This window comes from uncultured Sunxiuqinia sp. (assembly GCF_947495665.1).
GTDB lineage: Bacteria > Bacteroidota > Bacteroidia > Bacteroidales > Prolixibacteraceae > Sunxiuqinia > Sunxiuqinia rutila.
Genome location: NZ_CANLZV010000001.1, coordinates 97,920 through 118,245, shown reverse-complemented (window position 1 = coordinate 118,245; position 20,326 = coordinate 97,920). Strand labels below are relative to the sequence as shown.

The window sequence follows — 20,326 nt, the reverse complement described above, 5'->3', positions numbered from 1 at the left end:
TTTTTTTAATCTGTAATTTATGGCTTTAAGTAAATATACCAGCGACATCAAATTCATTGACCACAATGAAGAAGTGGTCTTCAATTTTCTTTCAAACTTTGAAAACCTATCGCAATATGTGAACGACAATTTATTGCAAAAGGTGACCGAACAAGTTCCGCAAATCAAGATCAACAATTTTGAATCGGACAGTGATTCGTGTCGGTTTAACATTGGAGGCATGGGCCAGGCCGAAATCCGGATTATCAACCGGGAGCCCTTCAAAACCATTAAAGTTGAAAGTTCAGGCAGTTTACCCGTTGAAATCACCTTCTGGATTCAGTTGCTTCCGGTTAGCCCTTACCAAACGAAAATGAAGCTGACCCTGCATGCCGAAATGGGCATGATGATCAAAATGATGGCAGGCAAAAAACTGAAGGAAGGCATCAATCAGCTGGCCGAAGTGCTGACCAAACTGCCTTACCGCTAGTCGACAAAAGACCAAGCGGCTGCGACACTGCCTACATGGGGTCCGGTTAACAAAGCCCGGATTTCCCAAAATAACAAGTAAAATAAGCCGGTCTCCCGGCAAACTCTATCGAAGAGGACAAGAAAGACTGCTTTTTTATCCTCTTCGTTCGTTTTAGCGAACTACTTTGGGCTCATTTCAACGTCCATTTTAAAACAACATTCTGATAAAGCCAGCCTCCTAAGGGGCTTTGCAACAAATCAGAAACTGACTTATTGGCGATTTTATTCCATTTCGTTAAAAATATTTTAATCTAAACCCGCACAAAGCTGTTTATACTACAACACACAAAACAAATACCGATGGAACTATTCAGGAAAGAAGATAAGATGTCCTCCTTAATTAACCGAAACTACAACCTGCTGCCGGTAATCAATCGGTTTGGAATCCGCCTGGGGTTCAAAGAAAAAACCATCGGCGAAGTTTGTCAGGAAAAACAAATCAACACCGATTTTTTTCTAGCCATTGTGAACACTTACACCGATGACAGCTACTTTCCGGAAGCTGAATTCTTATCTTTTTCTCCCATTTTGCTGATTGACTATCTGAAAAATACGCACAAGTATTACATTCAATATGTCCTTCCCAAAATTGAGCGTTTACTCAACGAAGTGCTTGAGAGCTGTACCGACAATTGCTCAAGCTTAAAAATGATCAATTCGTTTTATCAGAAGTATAAAGCCGAGCTTTTGCTGCACCTTAAGCTCGAAGATGAGAAAGTTTTTCCGTACATCATTGAACTGTACAAGAACAAGAAACTGTCGGCGGAAGGCTCGTTCATCGAGGTCATTGAAAATGAACACACCAACGTTGAAGTCAAGCTAAGCGACCTGGAAAACCTGATTATTCGTCACTTAAGCCCCAACTACGACGACAATGCCATGAACGAATTTTTAACGGCCTTGCTTCAGTTTGAAAATGATTTAAACGATCATGCCCGCATTGAAGACCATATTTTAATCACTCAGGTTATTGAGTTCGAAAAAGAATTGAAAAAATGAAAGAAAGTGTCTTCATCGTTCATCGGTCCGAAATCATCCGGAAAGGCCTGTCCCTCATCCTTCAGGAGTATTTCAAGATGGAAATCACCCAGCTGACGACTGCCAGTGACTTAAGTTCCTTCACCGGCATCACCAACAGCATCATGATTTTAATGCTGGACGCTCAGGCAGAAATTAACCAGAAAGCCATTGACCTGTTGAAGAAAAACAACGAGGTTGCGCTGGTTGCGATTTGTCAGGACGAGGAAGAAGCGCATCAGGCTCCAGTATTCGACTATCAGCTGACGCTTTATGCCTCACCGGTTCAAATTCAAAAGCTGATTCAGATCATCCGGCAATCAGGTGGTAAACCTAAAAATGCGATGGTGGAAAACGGCGAACTAACCAGCCGCGAGAAAGAGGTGATTAAACTCATCGCCCTGGGACTAGCCAATAAAGAGATTGCAGATAAACTTTTCATTAGCATTCACACGGTAATTTCGCACCGGAAAAACCTGACTGAAAAGCTGGGCATCAAATCCATTTCAGGGCTTACCGTCTATGCCATCATGAATAATCTGCTGGACATTCAGGACATTAATCCCGAAGAGTTGATCTAGAAAACCCCAATTTATGGGGATTGTGGGTTCAGCTGTTTTCCTGCAACTTTGTTTACACATCAAAAAAAACAAAGCCCATGAAAAAGTTGAGTGAAAACGGTCAGCTATTTATTTGCGATGCTTGTCGCAAAATTCATCTGGAGTACGGCAACGTCGGCATGGATTTCATTTCCGAAAAAAAGCTGAACGAGCTAATGCAATACTTGCGAACCGTTCGATCCAGCCACTTCGCCAATGAAACTCTGAAGAATAATGACCGACGCCAGATTTTAATTCCGTTTGCAAATACCCCCATCAAACTCTTGCTGTCTGACTGGGAAATTGTTGAAATAATCCGGTTGATTCAGGTCTTTCTGGATGAACCAAAGCCATCGAAGTTCACGCATTTCAAATTAATCAACCCTAAAAAGATTAGTGCGCTGACCAGAATATCACCAAACTAAGTGCCACCGCCAAGGCAATCGCATTAGATCAGCTGATTTTTTAGTTTGATCATTGAAATCTGCCCCTGAACAACTCGTTGTTTCAAAACAAACAATATCATTTGAATTTGTAGCAAATCAAGCCGAATTCTATTATATTGCCATCCAGCTCAACTTAAGTACGCTAACATGAATGCGAAACATGCTTTTGGTTTCGAAGCAATTGGACTGGAGGATCTGGATCGGGTTCAGCTGATGGAACGAACCGATAAAAAATTTTTAGTACCTGCACGCATGCTGCCTGGTATTTTCCAGGCTATCGAGCTTCATTATTTCATTCTGGAAATCGATTCCAAACGACTTCTGGAATACCACACACACTACTTTGACACCACGGATGATCAACTTTTCCACCACCACCACAACGGAAAACTCAACCGCTACAAAGTACGTAAGCGCACCTATGTAGACACTCAAACCAGTTTTTTGGAAGTCAAGCAAAAAACCAACAAGGGAAAGACCATTAAGCAGCGCTTGAAAATAAAGAACAACCATCCCGAGCTTAGCGAACAGGAAAAAGCATTTGTCCGCCAGGTTTCACCAATTAATCCGGAGGAGCTGCTTCCAAAATCCACCAATCAGTTTCATCGCATAACGCTGGCCGATAAACAAATGACTGAACGATGCACCATCGATTTTAATTTTCGGGTTGAAAGCGGGCAACAAACAGCCAGTCTCGATGAATTTGCCATTATTGAGATCAAGCAAGATCGTTTTTCCCGGATGTCTCCCTTGAGCAAGTGCCTCCAAAAAAACCGGATCAAACCCATGGGCTTCAGCAAATACTGCATCGGGCGTGTACTTGCTGAAGAAAAAATAAAAAAGAATACCTTTAAGCCCAAAATCCGAAGGCTCACAAAACTAATTCAACCCTAGTTATGCTATCATCATTTTTACTATCGACACCATTTATTGAATGGATTGAAGAAATCCGCTTCCTCGACATTAAACTCATCAATGTTGAAGATTTTGTCGAACTACTGGTTCGGTTTCTTTTCAACGGGCTTGTTTTATTACTCATCATTCGTTACCTCTACGCCAGAAACAGCAAGCGCAAAGACTTCTTCTTTAGCTATTTTGCCGTAGGAATCACTGTTTTCCTGCTTTGTTTTCTGCTCGAAAGTGTCAAACTCGAACTGGGTTTCGCCTTGGGGTTGTTTGCCATATTTGGCATTATTCGCTACCGCACCGATCCCATTCCCATAAAGGAAATGACCTATTTGTTTGTGGTCATCGGGGTTTCGGTTATCAACGCATTGGCCAATAAAAAAGTCAGTTACATTGAACTGGTCGTTACCAACGGGATTCTTGTTGGGGGCCTTTATCTGCTTGAGCGTGTTCTGATGCTTCGTCAGGAATACTCCCTCGAAATCAGGTATGAACAAATTGAAAACATCCATCGCTTAAAAGAAGAAGAACTGATTAGCGACCTGCGCAACCGGACGGGCATTGAAATTAAGCGCTACGAAATCAAGGAAATTGATTTTCTGCGGGACATTGCCAACATCACCATTTATTTTGATCCGATTGAAGACTCACGTTACCAGATAAAACAATAACTCATGATAAACGATACCCAAAAACTGAAGGCAATCTTCTGCATAGCCTGCCTGTTTATTGGCTCTTTGTTCAGCCAAACGTTGCATGCCCAAACCAACGACTGGAACACCTGGCTTTCCGTGGAGCTGACCAAAGACTTTGGAGATAAATTTAAGGCCTACCTTTCTCCGCAAGTTCGCTACGCCAATAAAGATGGGCTGGATGAGTATTTTCTGGAAGCCGGCATGGAATACGATCTTTTTAGTTTTCTGGAAGTGGGTGGCAACTACCGCTACCTGATCAATGAGCGCCAAACCAAGTCAACCGAATATTTTCACCGCATTGCCTTTGACTTGACCGGAAAGTATGACATCAGCCGCCTGGAATTTGCCTTGCGCACGCGGTACACCAATTACGACGAGCTGGATAATAACGAAGGGTTTAACGATGCCACCCTGCGCTACCGGCTAAAATCGGAGTACGACATTCCGAACATGAAACTCACGCCTTCCATTGGCGTTGAATTATTTCATCAGCTGGAAAGCAAGGAAATCAACAAAATAAGGTACATTTTGGGTGCCGCCTATAAAATCAACAAACGCCATAAAGTCGAATTGGATTACCTCTTACACACGTATTCGAACAACGACCGAAAATCGCACATTCTGGCCCTGGAATACAAAATAGCCTTCTAGCATGGGTATTCAACAGTCACTGGCAATCAACGCAAAAGCATTGATTTTAAAAGCTATTGGTGTTTGTCGTTAGAGACAGTGACTACACCACATAGCTCAGCAGCAACACAAACGTGAAGCCAACCACCGAAATGATGGTTTCCATCACCGTCCAGGAGCGAAGCGTTTCCTTCTCATTCATCCCCAGGTATTTCCCAACCAGCCAAAAGCCACTGTCATTCACATGCGACAGAATGGTTGACCCGGCGGCAATCGCCAGAACCAACAAGGCTTTATCGAGCTGCGACAGGTCAAAAACTGTAATCAACGGAGCCATAATGCCGGCTGCGGTAATCATCGAAACCGTTGCTGAACCTTGAACAACCCGCACCACTACGGCAATCAGGTAAGCCAGCACAAGGGGTGGCATCGCTGATTCAGCCAGTCGTTCGGCCAACATCCCTCCAACTCCACTGTCAATCAGTATTTGTTTGAAAACACCGCCCGCCCCTGTTACCAGGATAATCAGTCCGGCTGGCCCCAAGGCTTTGTTCGACAAATTCATGATTTGCTCCTTGTTAAACCCGCGCTTAATCCCTAACACATAAATAGCCAGTAAAGTAGAAATAATCAGTGCAGTAAAAGGATGCCCCAGTAATGAAATGCTTTGATAGACCCCTTCATTTTTCAGAATCGCTTTGTCGTGTAACACATCGGCTACCGAACTGGCCACAATAAGGAGTAAAGGCAAAGCAATAATCCATAAAATACTGCGGAATGAAGGAAGTCCTTGCCCATTATTTTCCACTTTCCGCTCTGAAAAATAATCCGGTGCCTGAACTTTGATCTTTTGGCTGATGTAGCGCCCAAACACAGGACCAGCAATAATCGCCGTTGGCAGCCCAACAATAAATCCCATCACAATGATCCATCCCAGCTGAACATCCAGAATTTCGGCTACGGCCACCGGCCCGGGGGTTGGCGGAATAAAAGCATGGGTAACAGCCAGCCCGGCCAGTAAAGGAATGGCATAATACAACACTGAGCGTTTGGCCTGCTTGGTCAGCTCGTAAATAATCGGAATAAGAATGATGAACCCAACATCCAGAAAAACCGGAATGGCCACAATAAAGCCTGTTAACACCAAAGCCCAGGACGCTCGCTTTTCGCCAAAATGTTTTAACAGACTCTGAGCGATGGATTCAGCCCCGCCGGAAGCTTCAAGCATCTGTCCGAAGATGGCCCCCAGCCCTACCACTGTCGCTACAAACCCCAGCGTATTGCCCATGCCATCCTGCATACTTTTTATAATCAGCGTAAAGTCCATTCCGGTCACAATACCTACAACCAAGCTGACAATCAGCAAGGAAATAAAGGCATGAATTTTTAATTTCAAAACCAAGAATAAGAGTAAGAGAATGGCAAAAGCAATTCCGGCAAGGAGCAAGATTTCATTCATTTTTTATTGGTTTTAGTAGGTTATTGGTTGGTTGTTTAAAGAGTAATTAAGGCTTTAAGCGGCCATCAAAGTCGGGCCCCGATTCGGGACTAAGTGGAAACTGAACGGGCGCATTGTCTCGATTTGACCGGTAAATTGCTGTAAAAAGCTCTACCGTCTTGCGCCCTTCTGCTCCATTCACCAAGGGTTGCTTCCCTGTTTGAATGGCACGCATGAAATCATCAATCTGCAAGCCGATGTAATAGGAGGTTGCATCAATTTGCTTGAAAAGTTCCCGATCATCATGCACCCAGCCTTCCAGGAAGCCTTCTTCTCCGGGAATGGTCCACAAATCATTGACCGGAGGTTCCAACACCGAAGTCTGCCCGGCAATAAACATCGCACCGCCTTCGGTTTGTGCTCCAACCGATGCTCCGTTTTCACCATGAATATGAACTTTCCCATATATCCCGGGTTTCTGCGAGTTACTCAACAGGATATTACCCAAGCCTCCCCCTTTAAACTGAACCACAGCCACCGCAGTGTCTTCCACTTCGATGTAAGGATGATTCAGGTTTCGGGTTACCGCATAAACCTGTTCCACTTCCCCCATCATCCACTGAAAAAGATCGAGCTGATGCGGTGCCTGGTTAACCAACACACCACCGCCTTCTGTATCCCAACGGCCTCGCCAGGGATCGCTGCTGTAATAGGCATCATCGCGCCATCCCAACATCACCGCATGGCCTAATACCGGTTTTCCCAGCTTACCTTCGTCAAGGGCTTTTCGCATGCGCACAACCGGTTCGTAAAACCGACGCTGGCTGATGACTCCCAGGGTGACCTTATTCTTTTTGGCCGCATCAAGCATGGCATCGCAATCGGCTAGTGTACTGGCCATGGGCTTTTCAATCAGGCAATGTACGCCTAAACGGGCAGCCTTCACCACCGCTTCCCGGTGGTAAGGGTGAGGCGTGCAGACCAACAAGGCTTCCACCTGTTCTTGCTGAATCATTTCCTCCAAATCGGTGTAAGCTGAAAGACCATAGGTTTGCGCAAAAGCTTCCGTTTTTGAAACTGTTCGGCCACAAACTGCCACCAATTCGGCCGAGGATAAACCGGCCATTCCGCGGGCATGCAAATGAGCCACTTTCCCGGGCCCCACCAAAGCTGTACGTATTTTTCTCATTTCATTTTTGGTTTTTAGTCGTCAGGTTACTCTCCCTTTGATTGGGGCAATTTGTATTGTCGGACAGCATTCAATCAAGGCTTCAAAATCACCTTAACCAGCCCCTCTTCCTGCTGATAAAGTCGCTTAAACCACGCTGCCCCTTCCGCCAGTGGAGCTTCTGCGCTAATCAAAGCATCTACATTGACTTTTCCGGAAGCTATCAGTTCCAACACAGCCGGATATTCACCACAAATAGCACAACTTCCCTGCACTTTAATTTGGCGGGTAACAACCAACTGAAGCGGAAAATCAATTTCAGCTGCCAGGTTTCCCAGCAAGGTTACTGTTCCTCCTTTTCGCACACTGCCAATTGCTCGTTGAACTGTTTCTGATATTCCAACGGCTTCATAAGCTTGATCAGCTCCCCGCCCATCCGTTAAATCCAGAATCGCTTCTTCCAATTCAGGCGAAGTACTTTGGAAGCAATGGGTAGCTCCAAGCTTAGCCGCTAATTGTAGCTTATTGTCATCCCGATCAATGGCAATGATTGAGTTGCAGCCGGCCACCTTCAGAAGTTGAATAACAAACAGGCCAATCATACCAGCCCCTACAACTACTGCAGAATCATGAATCCGGGGCTGTCCCAGCGACACCGCATGCAAGGCTACGGCCACAGGCTCGGCCATGGCCGCCTGCGTATAGCTAAGCTGCTCAGGAAGACGATATAGAATATGTTTCGGAACGACCACATATTCGGCAAAAGCACCATGCCGACGGTAATCGTCACAGGACACCCCGAGAACAACGCGGTTATCACTCAGGTTGTACATTCCCCGGCGAGTAAACCAGTCATCCAACTTATAAATAGTCGAATCAAACGTAACCCGGTCGCCAAGGAACCAGTCGGTAACCGCAGAACCCAAGGCCACGATTTCCCCGGAAGCTTCATGCCCCATAATGACAGGTGGCTGCCGGCGCCCCGTGCTTCCGTCCATTCCATGCACATCGCTGCCACAGATTCCCACCGCCGCAACTTTCACCAACACTTCGTCGGCTGCCGGAACCGGTTGTTCAACATCCTTAAATTCGAAATGATTGTAAGTCTCCAAGACAAGCGCTTTCATAAATCGGGTTTATTAAGTGTGTCTTAAAGATAAGAAATGAAATAAAAGAGCCCTACAAATAGCTCACCTCTTTGAAATGATATTCATGAACAGGGCCATCCTTTTCTTCAATCCGAAGTTGCCCAATGGCATTTACACCAATGATTTTGCCCGTATAATGGTGGGCTTCATCCTGAAAAGGATGCCATTCTTCCAACCGGTAAAGCTTCTGCTCAAATTCTTCATCCAACGCATCGAACCGACCTTGCATCAATTGCTGATAATACGTGTCCATGTGCTGCAAAAGCTCTTTCAACATGGTTTCAAGCGAATAGTCCACTCCGGTAAGCATCTTTAAGGAAACGGGATTAGGCGCATCAGACAAAAAGACCGTTTGGTTTACATTCAGTCCAATGCCAATTACCGATAGACTCAGTTGTCCGCTCATGATAGAGTTTTCAATCAAAATACCACAAATCTTTCGGTCGTGTACGTAAATATCATTGGGCCATTTAATTTTCACACCCTCAGTATGAGCACTTAAAAAGCGCTCTAAGCCCAGACACACCATCTTCGACAGCATGTACTGCTTGTAGATTTCCAGAAATCCCGGACGCAACACCAGTGAAAATGTCAGGTTTTTTCCGGCTTCACTTTCCCAGCGGTTGGCAAACTGTCCACGGCCTGCCGTTTGATCGTATGCCAAAAAGACAGTCCCTGTTTCTACATCATTTTCACGCACTTGACTGGTGGCATAGTTATTGGTACTTGCTGTGCGTTCAATTATTTTAATGGTTTCACCGATGTGTTGCCCCATACGTTCCAGGTTTTAAATAAGCTGAAAATAAACTATTTTTTTATGATTCAAGTGTTTATCTTTAAGCTAGCGAAAGCACACTTGCTTTGCAGCTAAAAAAACAATAATGATCTTGCTGTGTTTATGTTTTCATGGTTATTTCGACCGATTTTAGGCAGAAAAAACAGGAAACAAAAATCAGCATTCAAGAATAAACAAAAATCATGAAAATTTATCTGTACTCAAGCAAAAAAGACGCTGGAACTAACGTATGGAATGAAACCAAGTAATTCCATCATAATAAGTGAAAAAATTTATCTTTGTAGTTCTAAAATAAATCTATGCAAAAAACACCAGCAGCAAACGATAGCAAACAATTAATTGATGCCATTCTGGAAGGGATTCAACGGATAAAGGGAATGGACATCGTAAAAATAGACTTAACAAAAATTAATCATTCAGAATGTAATTATTTTATTATTTGCCACGGAAACTCCACCACCCAGGTGGATGCCATTGCACGCTCAGTAGAAGATACTGTTGAAGAAATGGTTGGAGAAACAGTTTGGCACAAAGACGGCTACCAAAACTCAGTCTGGATCCTATTGGACTACGTTGATGTCATGGTGCACGTCTTTCAACATGAATCACGCAAGTTTTACGATTTGGAAAATCTTTGGGCTGACGCAGCCATCGAAAAAATACAAACAGAAAATTAGACGAAATGGCAGAAGATAACAACAAAAATAAACAGCGGCCCAACCTGGGGAATTTTAAGCCAGGGGCCAAACCGCCAAAATTTAACCCTTACTGGATCTATGGAGTAGTGATTGTCATTTTCCTGGCTATCAACTACTTTAGTTTTGGAGGCGGCCCGGTAAAAACAACCTGGAATGAGGTTAAAAACACCATGCTGGCCAACCACGACATCGAACGCATCGTTGTGGTAAACCGCGATGAAGCACAGGTTTACCTTAAAGAAGACAGCTACGACGAATATGCAGACAAGCTCAATACGGGTTTCGGAGCTCCTTCGAAAATTGGTCCGCACTTTGTCTATACCATTGGCTCTGTAGAAACTTTCGAAAGCAACCTTCAGGAAGCGCAAGCCAACTTCAACGATTCGGATAAAGTACCGGTAGAGTACGCTACGGTTCATGATTATTTCGGAGAACTCCTTAGCTGGATTCTTCCCTTTGTGATCATCATTGCCATTTGGTGGTGGATTTTCCGCCGCATGAGCAAAGGAGCTGGCGGTGGCGGCGGTGCCGGAAATATTTTCAACGTTGGAAAATCACAGGCCAAAGTTTTTGATAAAGACTCACGGGTAAGCACCACCTTCAAAGATGTAGCCGGTTTGGCAGAAGCCAAGCAGGAAGTTGAAGAAGTGGTCTCTTTCTTGAAAAGCCCGGCCAAATACACCAAACTGGGAGGTAAAATTCCGAAAGGCGCTTTGCTGGTAGGTCCTCCGGGAACAGGAAAAACCTTGTTGGCCAAAGCGGTTGCCGGTGAAGCCAATGTTCCTTTTTTCTCCATGTCAGGTTCTGACTTTGTTGAAATGTTCGTTGGTGTAGGAGCTTCTCGTGTTCGTGACCTGTTTAAACAAGCCAAAGAAAAAGCACCTTGTATTGTCTTTATTGATGAGATTGATGCCATTGGTCGTGCCCGGGGACGGAACCCCAACATGGGTTCGAATGATGAACGGGAGAATACCTTGAACCAATTGCTGACCGAGATGGACGGCTTCGACACCAATTCAGGGGTAATCATTTTAGCAGCCACCAACCGGGCGGATATGCTTGACCGCGCGCTGATGCGTGCCGGACGTTTCGATCGTCAGATTCATGTGGAACTGCCGGACCTGAATGAGCGTCGCGAGATTTTCCAGGTACATCTGCGTCCGATTAAGCTGTCGGATGAGGTAGATGCATCCTTCCTGGCCAAGCAAACCCCAGGTTTCTCAGGTGCTGATATTGCAAACGTATGTAACGAAGCAGCCTTGATTGCTGCCCGTAAAGATAGAGACAAAGTTGGTCGTCAGGACTTTTTGGATGCCGTAGACCGGATTATTGGCGGTCTGGAAAAGAAAAACAAAATCATTTCCAAAGACGAGAAGAAGCGGATCGCCTTTCACGAGGCTGGGCACGCTACCATAAGCTGGTTGCTTGAACACGCCCACCCGCTGGTTAAAGTAACCATTGTTCCGCGCGGAAAAGCACTGGGCGCTGCCTGGTACCTTCCGGAAGAACGTTCGCTGACAACTAAAGAGCAGTTGCTCGACGAAATGTGTTCGGCATTAGGCGGAAGGGCTGCGGAAGAGATCATTTTTGGTACCATCTCTTCAGGAGCACAAAACGACTTGGAGAAAATTACCAAGCAAGCTTATGCCATGATCAGCATTTTTGGTATGAGTCCGAAAGTTGGCAATGTAAGTTTCTACGATTCAACCGGTCAAAACGAGTATGGGTTTACCAAACCGTACAGTGAGAAGACTGCTGAGTTGATTGATGCTGAAGCTAAAGCGCTGATTGACGCGCAGTACGAACGCGCTCTTCAGGTTTTAAAAGACAATGCTGAAGGCCACCGGAAACTGGGAGAACGACTGCTTGAGAAAGAAGTTATTTTTGGCGAGGATTTGGAAGAAATCTTTGGAAAACGTCCATGGGTTCGCGAAGAACTGACTGCTGAAAATCAAACTGTCATCGAGCCTAAAACAACTACTGAAGAGACCGATCAGGCCACTTCAGCCTAAGTCCTTTTTTCATGAGTTCATCGAAAGAGAATATAATCAATCGCTTAAAAGAAGCACAACATAAAAGGGGTGGGCAGTCCAAAGCCCGCCCCGATTTTGAATCGCCCATCTACCTGGAATTTGACAAGCAAGCTGCTGACTCCTTCAAGGATAATCTTGAATTGATAGGCGGGCAGGTGTTACGGGTGAAAAACCTGGAGGAGGCTCTGGATGAATTAAGGCAGCTTGTGCAATCCGAAAATCTGGCGAATCTGGTATGTTTGGAGCCACACTTGCAAAAAGTGCTGGAGGGACAGCTTCCCTTTGAAAAATCTTTAGCCGATTTAAAACACATAGGCGCGGGCATTACCAGTTGCGAATTCTTGGTGGCCCATTTGGGCTCAATCCTGGTCAGTTCCGCTTCGGTATCGGGACGGCGATTGCATGTATTCCCTGAAACACACATTGTTGCTGCCCACACTGGGCAGCTTGTCAACTACCTTGACGATGCTCTGGAACAGATGGATGCCAAGTATCCGAAGGGGCTTCCAAGCATGATAACCAACATTACTGGACCAAGCCGAACAGCAGATATTGAAAAAACATTGGTCATGGGAATGCACGGACCCAAGAAATTATTTGTACTTTTAGCTGACGAACCGTTTTAAAACCCAACCATGGAAAAGGATTTAATCATTGTTTATTCTTCCGATCAGGATTATCAAATCCAGATTGCCAAGGAATTGCTGGATGAAAATGACATTGAATCTTTCACGTTAAATCAGCACGACTCAGTCATCCCTACAATCGGCCTCATTGAACTTTATGTCAATAAAAAAGATCAGCAAGCCGCAGAAAAAATCCTCAAAAAGCTAAAACGTTGAAAAACCTTCTTGTCAGAACGCTTACCGGAATAGCTTTCACTGGGGTTGTCATCGGTAGTCTTTTATTAAGTGAATACACTTTTGGTATTCTTTTTCTTTTTATCCTGATTATTGGATTGAAGGAATTCTTTAATTTCTTTAAGAATGCAAAGATTTCGCCCAACCACCTCTTAGCAACAGCTATTGGCTGTATTTTTTTTGCTACGTTCTTTTTGGTTGGAGCCGGTGTCCTTCCGCTCGATAGTTATTACGGACTCATTCCCATATTTCTGTTGGTTTTTATTGCTGAGTTGTACCGAAAAAAGCCGCTTCCTTTTGAAAACATGGCAGCCGGCGTTTTGGGCCTTATTTACATCGCCCTCCCACTTAGCATGATTAGCCTGTTGGTATTCACCAATCACACCTATAATCCCGCACCGCTTCTGGCGCTTTTTGTCATTATCTGGACCTATGATTCGGGAGCTTACCTATTTGGAATGAGCTTTGGAAAGCACCGTTTGTTTGAACGGATATCGCCTAAAAAATCGTGGGAAGGAGCTATTGGTGGTGCATTTTCGGCCTTTGGCGCTGCAGCAGTGATTGGTTATTATTTCATCCCTGAAATTGCCATGCATCATTGGTTAATTCTGGCAGCCATTGCGGTGGTATCAGCTACTTTTGGCGATCTGACTGAATCCTTATTCAAACGTCAGTTCAACTTAAAAGACAGCAGTAATTTCCTCCCCGGGCACGGTGGCATTCTCGACCGTTTTGACAGCCTTTTCTTTGCCGTCCCCTCAGTGGTACTGTACATCAAACTATTCATCTAAGTCCGGCAAACTGGTATTCAATCGAGTATCAGCTGCATGAATATTCTGTAAAAAAGGCCCCTAAAAACGGTTCATTCTACGTGACTATAATTAATTTCCTTACTTTTGCACTGATTTATCGGGGAACCTAAAACAGGTCTCCCGAAACATTAAATTTGTATTTATTTACAATAGATATTTGACATTATGAAATTTCATCCTGCGGGAAAATCGATCATTCGCAATACGATCCTGATCGTTCTTTTAGTAAATGTAGCGGCCTGGCTATTGAGCTCCTGCCTGATTATTGGCACAGTTGTATCTGTTGCAAGTTTGATTGTGTTAGTCTTGGTTTTGCAGTTTTTCCGTTATCCAAACCGCACAGTTTCTCTTAATGACAAAAACGTGATTTCTCCTGCAGATGGAACCATTTGTGTCATTGAAGAATGTGAAGAAAAAGATTACCTGAAAACCACGTGCAAAAAAGTATCCATCTTCATGTCGCCGCTGAATGTACACATCAACTGGGTACCGGTTCCGGGAACAGTCAGTTTTCTGGAGCACCGCGAAGGACATTTCTACGCGGCTTTTAAAGACAAGTCGGCAGACGAAAACGAACGTACTTGCATGGCCATAAGAATGAAAGATGGTCGTGAAATCATGGCCAATCAGGTAGCAGGTGCCATGGCCCGTCGGATTCTAAACTTTTTGCATGTCGGACAAGTGGTAAGCCAGGATATGGAAATGGGCTTTATCCGATTTGGAAGCCGTGTTGACCTGTACCTCCCACTGGATACAGAAATCCAGGTGAAGTTGGGTGACAAGGTTACCGGATCACAAACCATTATTGGAAAATTGAAATAATGAAACGAATCAGCGAACTATTTTTCTGGGTTCCAAACTTCATCACAGCCATGAACCTGGCCTCCGGAAGTTTGGCCGTTTTCTTTGGTATTGAAGGACAACTGGGTTGGGCCGCCATTTTTATTCTGGCTGCTTCGGTTTTTGACTTTCTGGATGGCTTTGCAGCCCGGCTGCTCAACAGCTATTCGGAAGTAGGCAAACAAATGGACTCATTATCCGACCTTGTTTCGTTCGGACTGGCGCCAGCCGCTATGCTTTTTACCATGCTCGAGCTGGCTCTCTTTGGAAAAAACCAACCCATCTTTGAAATTGAAGCCACTCCCCTTCAGTGGATATTCTTGCTATCGGTTCTGCTGGTTCCTATTTCAGGGGCTTTTCGTCTGGCCAAATTCAATGTTGACACCCGGCAAACCGAAAGTTTTCTGGGCTTACCCATTCCGGCCAATGCCATTTTCTATGCTTCCCTGGGACTGATTCTGGAGCTGGGAGCAAATGAAGTGGTCACTAAAATCATCCTGAGCCGTTTCAATCTGTTAACAGTCATGATCGTACTTTCGGCCCTGATGTTATCTGAAATCCCCATGTTTTCCCTGAAATTCAAACACCTGAAATGGACGGGTAATGAGGTTCGTTTTGTATTTATCGCCTTTTGTGTGGTGTTGGCCATTTTGCTGCAGTTTTATGCACTTCCCCTGATTATTGTGGGATACATCGTGCTTTCCCTGCTACAAAAGCTGATTGCCTAACACCTGACAACTTCTCCAACCGGAATACACTATCAAGCAAATCATTAGTCATGATTTCCGCGAAATGCGGATTCATTCTTTTCAGAAGATCGTTAAATACCATTGCAATCATTAACAGCAATGGTATTCAACGATTGCGGATTCTTTTCCTTTAGGTTGAAGCTTTATTTATTCTACAAAATCCAAAGTGCCAGCACCTTGTCATTCTAGTTCTTCCAGAACCAAGGGGTAAAGAGCATGACCATGGTATAGATTTCCAATCGGCCCAGAAGCATCATTCCACACAATACATATTTGGAACTGTCTGACAGGTGAGCAAAATTGCTGGCCGGTCCAACCGATCCCAGGCCCGGGCCAATACCGCCCATGGCTGTAGCCACCGAACTTAAAGAAGTAGGCACATCCGACCCCAACCACGCCATCAGTAAACTTCCGCCCAGAAATAACATAAAATACCATAAAATGAAAGTCAGAATGCCATTGTTGTCCTGCGCACTTACCGACTTCGAATTGATCCGTAGCGGAATAATGGCATTAGGCGCATTCAGAATGCGAAAATGATGCTTGACATTTTTTAGGGCAACCAGATGGCGGGCCATTTTAATTCCTCCGGCAGTGGAACCGGTGCTGCCACCAAAAAACATGAGGAAAAAGATAATTACCCAGCCAACAGATGGCCAGAGCAAATAATCAGCCGTTGCAAAACCGGTACAGGTAATGATGGAGGCCACCTGAAAAAAAGACTCGCGAAAAGCTGTCTCAAGCGAACGGTCGGTTTGAAAAAACAAGATGGCCGTAATGGCAATCCCGGCAACAAAGGTTACCGTGTAATAAAACCGCAGCTCTTCATTCTGCTTTATCTTCCGGAATTGTCCTTTTACAGCGTAGTAATGAACCACAAAATTGGTTCCGGCCAACAGCATAAAAATAGTAATGACATACTGGATGTAAGGCGAATAGTCGCCAATGCTGGTATTTTTGGGTGAAAAGCCCCCCGTGGCCACCGTACCAAACGAATGGCAAAGGCTTTCGTAAAGGTTCATTCCTCCCAAAAGCAGAAAGAACGTTTCAATAAAGGTAAGCGACAAATAAATGTACAATAAGCGGCGCCCTACAGACCTGATTTTCGGATGTATTTTTTCCTGAAAAGAAGACTCAAGCGTAAATAAATTGTAGCTGCCAATATTGAGTGATGGCATGATGATAACGACCAAAACAATGATTCCCAGTCCGCCAACCCAGTGAGTCATGCTTCGCCAAAACAAAACCGACTTGGGCAAGCTCTCAATATCGGTTAGAATAGACGATCCGGTGGTGGTAAATCCGGAAACCGACTCGAAAAAAGCATCCGTAATACCGGGAATAGCTCCACTAAATAAATAAGGCAAAGCACCAATCAACGAAACGATGAGCCACGATAAGGTCACGGATAAATAAGCTTCCCGGCGCTTAAAAGTTCTCAGCTCTTGTTTCCCCCTGACCCCATAGGCACATGCCGCTAAAGCCATTGCAATAAGAGAAGTATATAAAAAGGGGGACACCGGCTCATGATAAATCAAGGCTATGGGGACACACATCAAAAGCGAAACGGCCGTGATCAATACGATTCGCATTAAAATATGTAAGACTGGTCTAAAATCCATTTATGTGCTGCTATTTTCCATGAAAATTCCCTGCCAGGTTTAACGAAAATACAGTCTCCATCGTTATCAACCAATAAAATTCACCGAATACCTTGAATTTCAGAATGACAACCCGAAAAACCATCTTCATTTCCATCCATTGCTTTAACAAGTTTCAACCACAAATTGATTTCAATTGATCAACTTCTCCGTGGCGCAACCCCAAAAATGAACCAACTAAACGTGACTGGAAAATCCGGACAAATATAGGGCATCATTTAGTTGCATGCCGAATTGATTCCCGGAAAGTTCTTTAAGTAAAGAAATCCTTAATCCTGCAAACCGTTTGCTCCCGGAACAAGTGCCATTTATTGCCTAAAAAAGGTATACTTCCAGCCAGAACAACTTCTTCCTACGACCGGGGAAACACTTCGAAACTCATAAAAAAAGGCTGCAAATCAATAGTTGCAGCCTTAACAAAACGAATCTCAAGGTATTCTTTTTAAGATTTTTCCTCTTCGATTTTCTCCAAAACAGGTGTGTATTTTTTAATGACCCACTTCACCAAAAAGTAGGATACCAAAACCAAAACCGGCCAGGAGATTAAATATATAATTGAAGTCCAATACATAATTTCAACAGTTTAAAAAGTTAAACAGCAATCACTAAGTTTTCTCATATTAATAGGCATGTGAGTCTTCGTCCTGCATTTCGGCCTCATCTATCTTTTTGGAATTCATCGCCTTCCAAACCCACCAAATGTAGGCAATCACAACCGGAACGCCCAAAGAGGCATAACTCATCACCTTCAGTGTAAAGTGGCTGGAGGAGGCATTTTCGATGGTCAACGAATCCTGCAATTCAAAAGCCGAGGGATAGAAAGCCGTGCCATTCAAACCTGCGATCAGGAATAAGGCAAAAACAGTTAGCACCGTTCCTCCACCGGCAAACCAAATGCCCGATGTACTTTTTTTCAGCAGGGCTACGGCAATACCATAAAGCACGCCCACCACGCCCAGTAGCAATAAAACTGCCACAACAGGCAATTCGAGCAGGTTATTCAGGTACTTGTACTTTTCAATATAAACCCCTTCTGCGTTGTAAGCAAAACCATCCTTCAGCAACAAGTAGATTAAAAAATACAGAAAGACCACTAAAAAGGGTATCGCATTAAGCAGCACCTGCCTTTTCGAACGCTCTAAAACCATTGCGCTATCCACCGAGTTCATGAAGTACAAGGCTCCTAGCACCCGCGCAAGAAAGAAAACCGACAAGCCCAAGGCCACATTATGGAAAGTCAAAACGGCTTCCAGCCCACGGTAGGGCGTTTCCCAATGCACATTATTCATGTCATTCAGGCTGAATTCTGCGCCATTGAAAAAAGTTCCAACGGCAGTTCCTATCAAGATGGTTCCAAAAGCTCCATTCAGAAATAAGAACGCTTCGTAAGTTTTTCGACCTAGAAAGTTGCCCGGCTTGGTTCTGAATTCGTAGGAAACTGCCTGAATCACAAAAAAGAACAAAATGGCAATCCACACCCAATAGGCCCCGCCAAAGGAGGTGGCATAAAACAAGGGAAAAGAGGCAAAAAAGGCACCACCAAAAGTTACCAGCGTGGTAAAGGTAAACTCCCATTTACGCCCCAGTGTATTGACCAGCATGGTCCGCTCATTGGGCGTTTTACCAATCGTGTAAAGCAAGGTTTGCCCACCTTGTACAAAAGTTAGAAAAACAAACAAAGCGCCCAGCAGGGAAATGATCACCCACCAGTATTGTTGTAAAGCAAGGTATGATAAATTTTCAAACATTAGTGCTGCCCTCCATCCATTTTAGGTCCGATTTTAATTTGCCGAAACATGATTTTAAGTTCTGCAATAAGCAGAAGGGTAAAGATGATTGCAAACAGCCAAAAGGTAGTTTGTACGGCACTGCTGCTAATTTTTGTTACCGCCGCCACCGTTGGCATCAAATCCTGAATTACCCAGGGCTGGCGCCCCACTTCAGCTACAATCCAGCCAGCCTGAGATGCCAGGTAAGCCATGGGGATAGACCAGATGGCCAGGCGTAAAAATTTTCGTTTCTGCTCCAAGCGTCCTTTAAGCGCATAAAACAGGGCAAAACAGAAGAACACAATAAAGTAAAAACCCAGCCCCACCATCACGTGGAAACTATAGAATGACAAGGGCACATTGGGAATAAGCATGTTTTTATCGGTAAGATAACCGTAACCAAAGTAGCTGAAGTAGTTTTGCTGAAAATCAGGATCCATAAATTCCGTTTTCAGGCGTTCGGCCAGCTGCTCATTGTCCTGATCTTTGGCTTCTTTAAAAGCTTTCAGCTTGGCCATGGCTACTTTTCCCCGCTCAATTTTTTCGTCAGCTGACATATAGCCGTACTTTTCGTTACCGTCAATCAGGTCGTTAATTCCCGGAACAAAAGCATTCCAATCCATATAAGCCATGTAGGAAAGAATGTTGGGAATCTCAATTTTCATGTTAAAATCCAGCAGGTTTTCATTGGATGGGTCGGTCTCAGTAGTCGACATAAACCCCATTGCAATCAATCCAGCACCTTCGCTCCCATTGTACAAGCCCTCGAAAGCTGCAAACTTCATTGGCTGATTTTGAGCAATATCGCGCGCCGAGCTATCGCCGGTAAATGCCAGGTAAATGGACGAAACGATTCCAAAAACGGCAGCCACCACAATACTTTTCCGGGCAAATACCACTTCCCGCTTTTTCAATAAAAACCAGGAAGAGATGCCGATAACAAAAACACCGGCCAACACAAAGCCCGAAGTAATGGTATGCAAAAACTTATAGATTGCTGTAGGTGAAAACAAGACTTCCCAGAAGTTAATCATCTCATTGCGCACAGTCTCCGGATTAAAGTGCATCCCAACAGGATTTTGCATCCAGGCATTGGCCACCAAAATCCACAGGGCCGACAAACTGGCCCCAAAGGCCGTTAGCCAGGTAGCCGTAAGGTGAACCTTTTTACTGACTTTGTTCCAGCCAAAGAACATGACTGCAATGAAAGTCGATTCCATAAAAAAGGCAAAAATCCCCTCAATAGCCAGGGGAGCTCCAAAAATATCCCCCACAAACCAGGAGTAGTTGGACCAGTTGGTCCCAAATTCAAACTCTAAAATGATCCCGGTGGCTACTCCAATGGCAAAATTAATTCCGAATAAGGTCATCCAGAATTTGGTAATTTTTTTCCACTCCACGTCACCAGTCTTCACATACAAGGTTTCCATGATGGCAATAATCACGGCCAGGCCCAAGGTCAGCGGCACAAAAACCCAGTGATACATGGCAGTCAACGCAAACTGCGCCCGCGACCAGTTAACTAATGATAAGTCGATCGTTTCTAGCATG

21 protein-coding genes are annotated in these 20,326 nt (G+C 44.5%); 14 read left to right on the top strand and 7 right to left on the bottom strand.

The genetic code is table 11. The annotated features are described in order from the left end of the window. The first annotated feature begins 19 nt into the window (after positions 1 to 19). The 7 genes from Q1A18_RS00510 (at position 20) to Q1A18_RS00480 (ending at position 4,824) form a co-directional block, all read left to right on the top strand. The gene (locus Q1A18_RS00510) at positions 20 to 469 is read left to right on the top strand and encodes a hypothetical protein (protein ID WP_299576239.1); all 450 of its coding nucleotides are present in this window, start codon (positions 20 to 22) and stop codon (positions 467 to 469) included. A gap of 341 nt (positions 470 to 810) precedes the next feature. Further along, positions 811 to 1,509 carry a hemerythrin domain-containing protein gene (locus tag Q1A18_RS00505; protein WP_299576237.1) on the top strand — a complete coding sequence of 233 codons (699 nt, stop codon included), beginning with the start codon at positions 811 to 813 and terminating at the stop codon, positions 1,507 to 1,509. Continuing rightward, the gene (locus Q1A18_RS00500) at positions 1,506 to 2,108 is read left to right on the top strand and encodes a LuxR C-terminal-related transcriptional regulator (RefSeq protein WP_299576235.1); all 603 of its coding nucleotides are present in this window, start codon (positions 1,506 to 1,508) and stop codon (positions 2,106 to 2,108) included. The genes Q1A18_RS00505 and Q1A18_RS00500 overlap by 4 nt, the downstream gene beginning before the upstream one ends. Positions 2,109 to 2,185: 77 nt before the next feature. Continuing rightward, on the top strand, positions 2,186 to 2,551 hold the full coding sequence (locus tag Q1A18_RS00495) for a DUF6686 family protein (RefSeq protein WP_299576233.1): 366 nt from the start codon (positions 2,186 to 2,188) through the stop codon (positions 2,549 to 2,551). 168 nt (positions 2,552 to 2,719) lie between these two features. Beyond that, positions 2,720 to 3,466, top strand: coding sequence for a polyphosphate polymerase domain-containing protein (locus tag Q1A18_RS00490; RefSeq protein ID WP_299576231.1), 747 nt, complete (start codon positions 2,720 to 2,722; stop codon positions 3,464 to 3,466). Positions 3,467 to 3,468: 2 nt separating this feature from the next. Next, positions 3,469 to 4,149, top strand: coding sequence for a DUF4956 domain-containing protein (locus tag Q1A18_RS00485; RefSeq protein ID WP_299576228.1), 681 nt, complete (start codon positions 3,469 to 3,471; stop codon positions 4,147 to 4,149). A 3-nt stretch (positions 4,150 to 4,152) separates the two neighbouring features. Then, positions 4,153 to 4,824: a DUF2490 domain-containing protein gene (locus tag Q1A18_RS00480; RefSeq protein WP_299576226.1), complete on the top strand. Its 672-nt coding sequence runs from the start codon at positions 4,153 to 4,155 to the stop codon at positions 4,822 to 4,824. Positions 4,825 to 4,906: 82 nt separating this feature from the next. On the opposite strand, the gene Q1A18_RS00475 is transcribed toward Q1A18_RS00480, so the two are convergent. From Q1A18_RS00475 to Q1A18_RS00460, 4 genes are all read right to left on the bottom strand, one after another. Beyond that, entirely contained in the window at positions 4,907 to 6,262 is a 1,356-nt protein-coding gene (locus tag Q1A18_RS00475) for a gluconate:H+ symporter (protein ID WP_299576224.1), read from the bottom strand. Positions 6,263 to 6,308: 46 nt separating this feature from the next. After that, a complete protein-coding gene (locus Q1A18_RS00470) occupies positions 6,309 to 7,430 on the bottom strand; it encodes a Gfo/Idh/MocA family oxidoreductase (RefSeq protein ID WP_299576222.1) in 1,122 nt (373 codons plus the stop codon). Positions 7,431 to 7,504: 74 nt separating this feature from the next. After that, positions 7,505 to 8,536: a galactitol-1-phosphate 5-dehydrogenase gene (locus Q1A18_RS00465; RefSeq protein ID WP_299576220.1), complete on the bottom strand. Its 1,032-nt coding sequence runs from the start codon at positions 8,534 to 8,536 to the stop codon at positions 7,505 to 7,507. 52 nt (positions 8,537 to 8,588) lie between these two features. Next, positions 8,589 to 9,332, bottom strand: a complete 744-nt coding sequence (locus Q1A18_RS00460; RefSeq protein ID WP_299576218.1) for a biotin--[acetyl-CoA-carboxylase] ligase — start codon at positions 9,330 to 9,332, stop codon at positions 8,589 to 8,591. Between the two features lie 320 nt (positions 9,333 to 9,652). Here Q1A18_RS00460 and rsfS point away from each other — a divergent pair, with 320 nt between their 5' ends. The 7 genes from rsfS to Q1A18_RS00425 all read left to right on the top strand — a co-directional run bounded on the left by rsfS (position 9,653) and on the right by Q1A18_RS00425 (position 15,324). Next, a complete protein-coding gene (gene rsfS, locus Q1A18_RS00455) occupies positions 9,653 to 10,030 on the top strand; it encodes a ribosome silencing factor (RefSeq protein ID WP_299576216.1) in 378 nt (125 codons plus the stop codon). A 5-nt stretch (positions 10,031 to 10,035) separates the two neighbouring features. Then, positions 10,036 to 12,063, top strand: a complete 2,028-nt coding sequence (gene ftsH, locus Q1A18_RS00450) for an ATP-dependent zinc metalloprotease FtsH (RefSeq protein WP_299576214.1) — start codon at positions 10,036 to 10,038, stop codon at positions 12,061 to 12,063. Positions 12,064 to 12,074: 11 nt separating this feature from the next. Continuing rightward, positions 12,075 to 12,710, top strand: coding sequence for an LUD domain-containing protein (locus tag Q1A18_RS00445; RefSeq protein ID WP_299576213.1), 636 nt, complete (start codon positions 12,075 to 12,077; stop codon positions 12,708 to 12,710). A gap of 9 nt (positions 12,711 to 12,719) precedes the next feature. Continuing rightward, positions 12,720 to 12,926 (top strand): DUF2007 domain-containing protein, encoded by a 207-nt coding sequence (locus Q1A18_RS00440; protein WP_299576210.1) that lies wholly within the window; start codon positions 12,720 to 12,722, stop codon positions 12,924 to 12,926. Next, complete coding sequence (locus Q1A18_RS00435) at positions 12,923 to 13,735, top strand: phosphatidate cytidylyltransferase (protein WP_299576208.1); 813 nt, start codon at positions 12,923 to 12,925, stop codon at positions 13,733 to 13,735. Before Q1A18_RS00440 ends, Q1A18_RS00435 begins: the two co-directional genes overlap by 4 nt. A 186-nt stretch (positions 13,736 to 13,921) precedes the next feature. Beyond that, positions 13,922 to 14,578 carry a phosphatidylserine decarboxylase family protein gene (locus Q1A18_RS00430; protein ID WP_299576206.1) on the top strand — a complete coding sequence of 219 codons (657 nt, stop codon included), beginning with the start codon at positions 13,922 to 13,924 and terminating at the stop codon, positions 14,576 to 14,578. Further along, on the top strand, positions 14,578 to 15,324 hold the full coding sequence (locus tag Q1A18_RS00425) for a CDP-alcohol phosphatidyltransferase family protein (protein ID WP_299576204.1): 747 nt from the start codon (positions 14,578 to 14,580) through the stop codon (positions 15,322 to 15,324). The genes Q1A18_RS00430 and Q1A18_RS00425 overlap by 1 nt, the downstream gene beginning before the upstream one ends. A 206-nt stretch (positions 15,325 to 15,530) precedes the next feature. Here the strand turns inward: Q1A18_RS00425 and Q1A18_RS00420 are convergent, their stop codons facing one another. The 3 genes from Q1A18_RS00420 to Q1A18_RS00410 form a co-directional block, all read right to left on the bottom strand. After that, a complete protein-coding gene (locus tag Q1A18_RS00420) occupies positions 15,531 to 16,967 on the bottom strand; it encodes a TrkH family potassium uptake protein (protein WP_299576202.1) in 1,437 nt (478 codons plus the stop codon). 659 nt (positions 16,968 to 17,626) lie between these two features. Then, entirely contained in the window at positions 17,627 to 18,754 is a 1,128-nt protein-coding gene (gene cydB, locus Q1A18_RS00415; RefSeq protein ID WP_299576200.1) for a cytochrome d ubiquinol oxidase subunit II, read from the bottom strand. Beyond that, the gene (locus tag Q1A18_RS00410; protein ID WP_299576198.1) at positions 18,754 to 20,325 is read right to left on the bottom strand and encodes a cytochrome ubiquinol oxidase subunit I; all 1,572 of its coding nucleotides are present in this window, start codon (positions 20,323 to 20,325) and stop codon (positions 18,754 to 18,756) included. Before Q1A18_RS00410 ends, cydB begins: the two co-directional genes overlap by 1 nt. Between the last annotated feature and the right edge of the window lies 1 nt (position 20,326).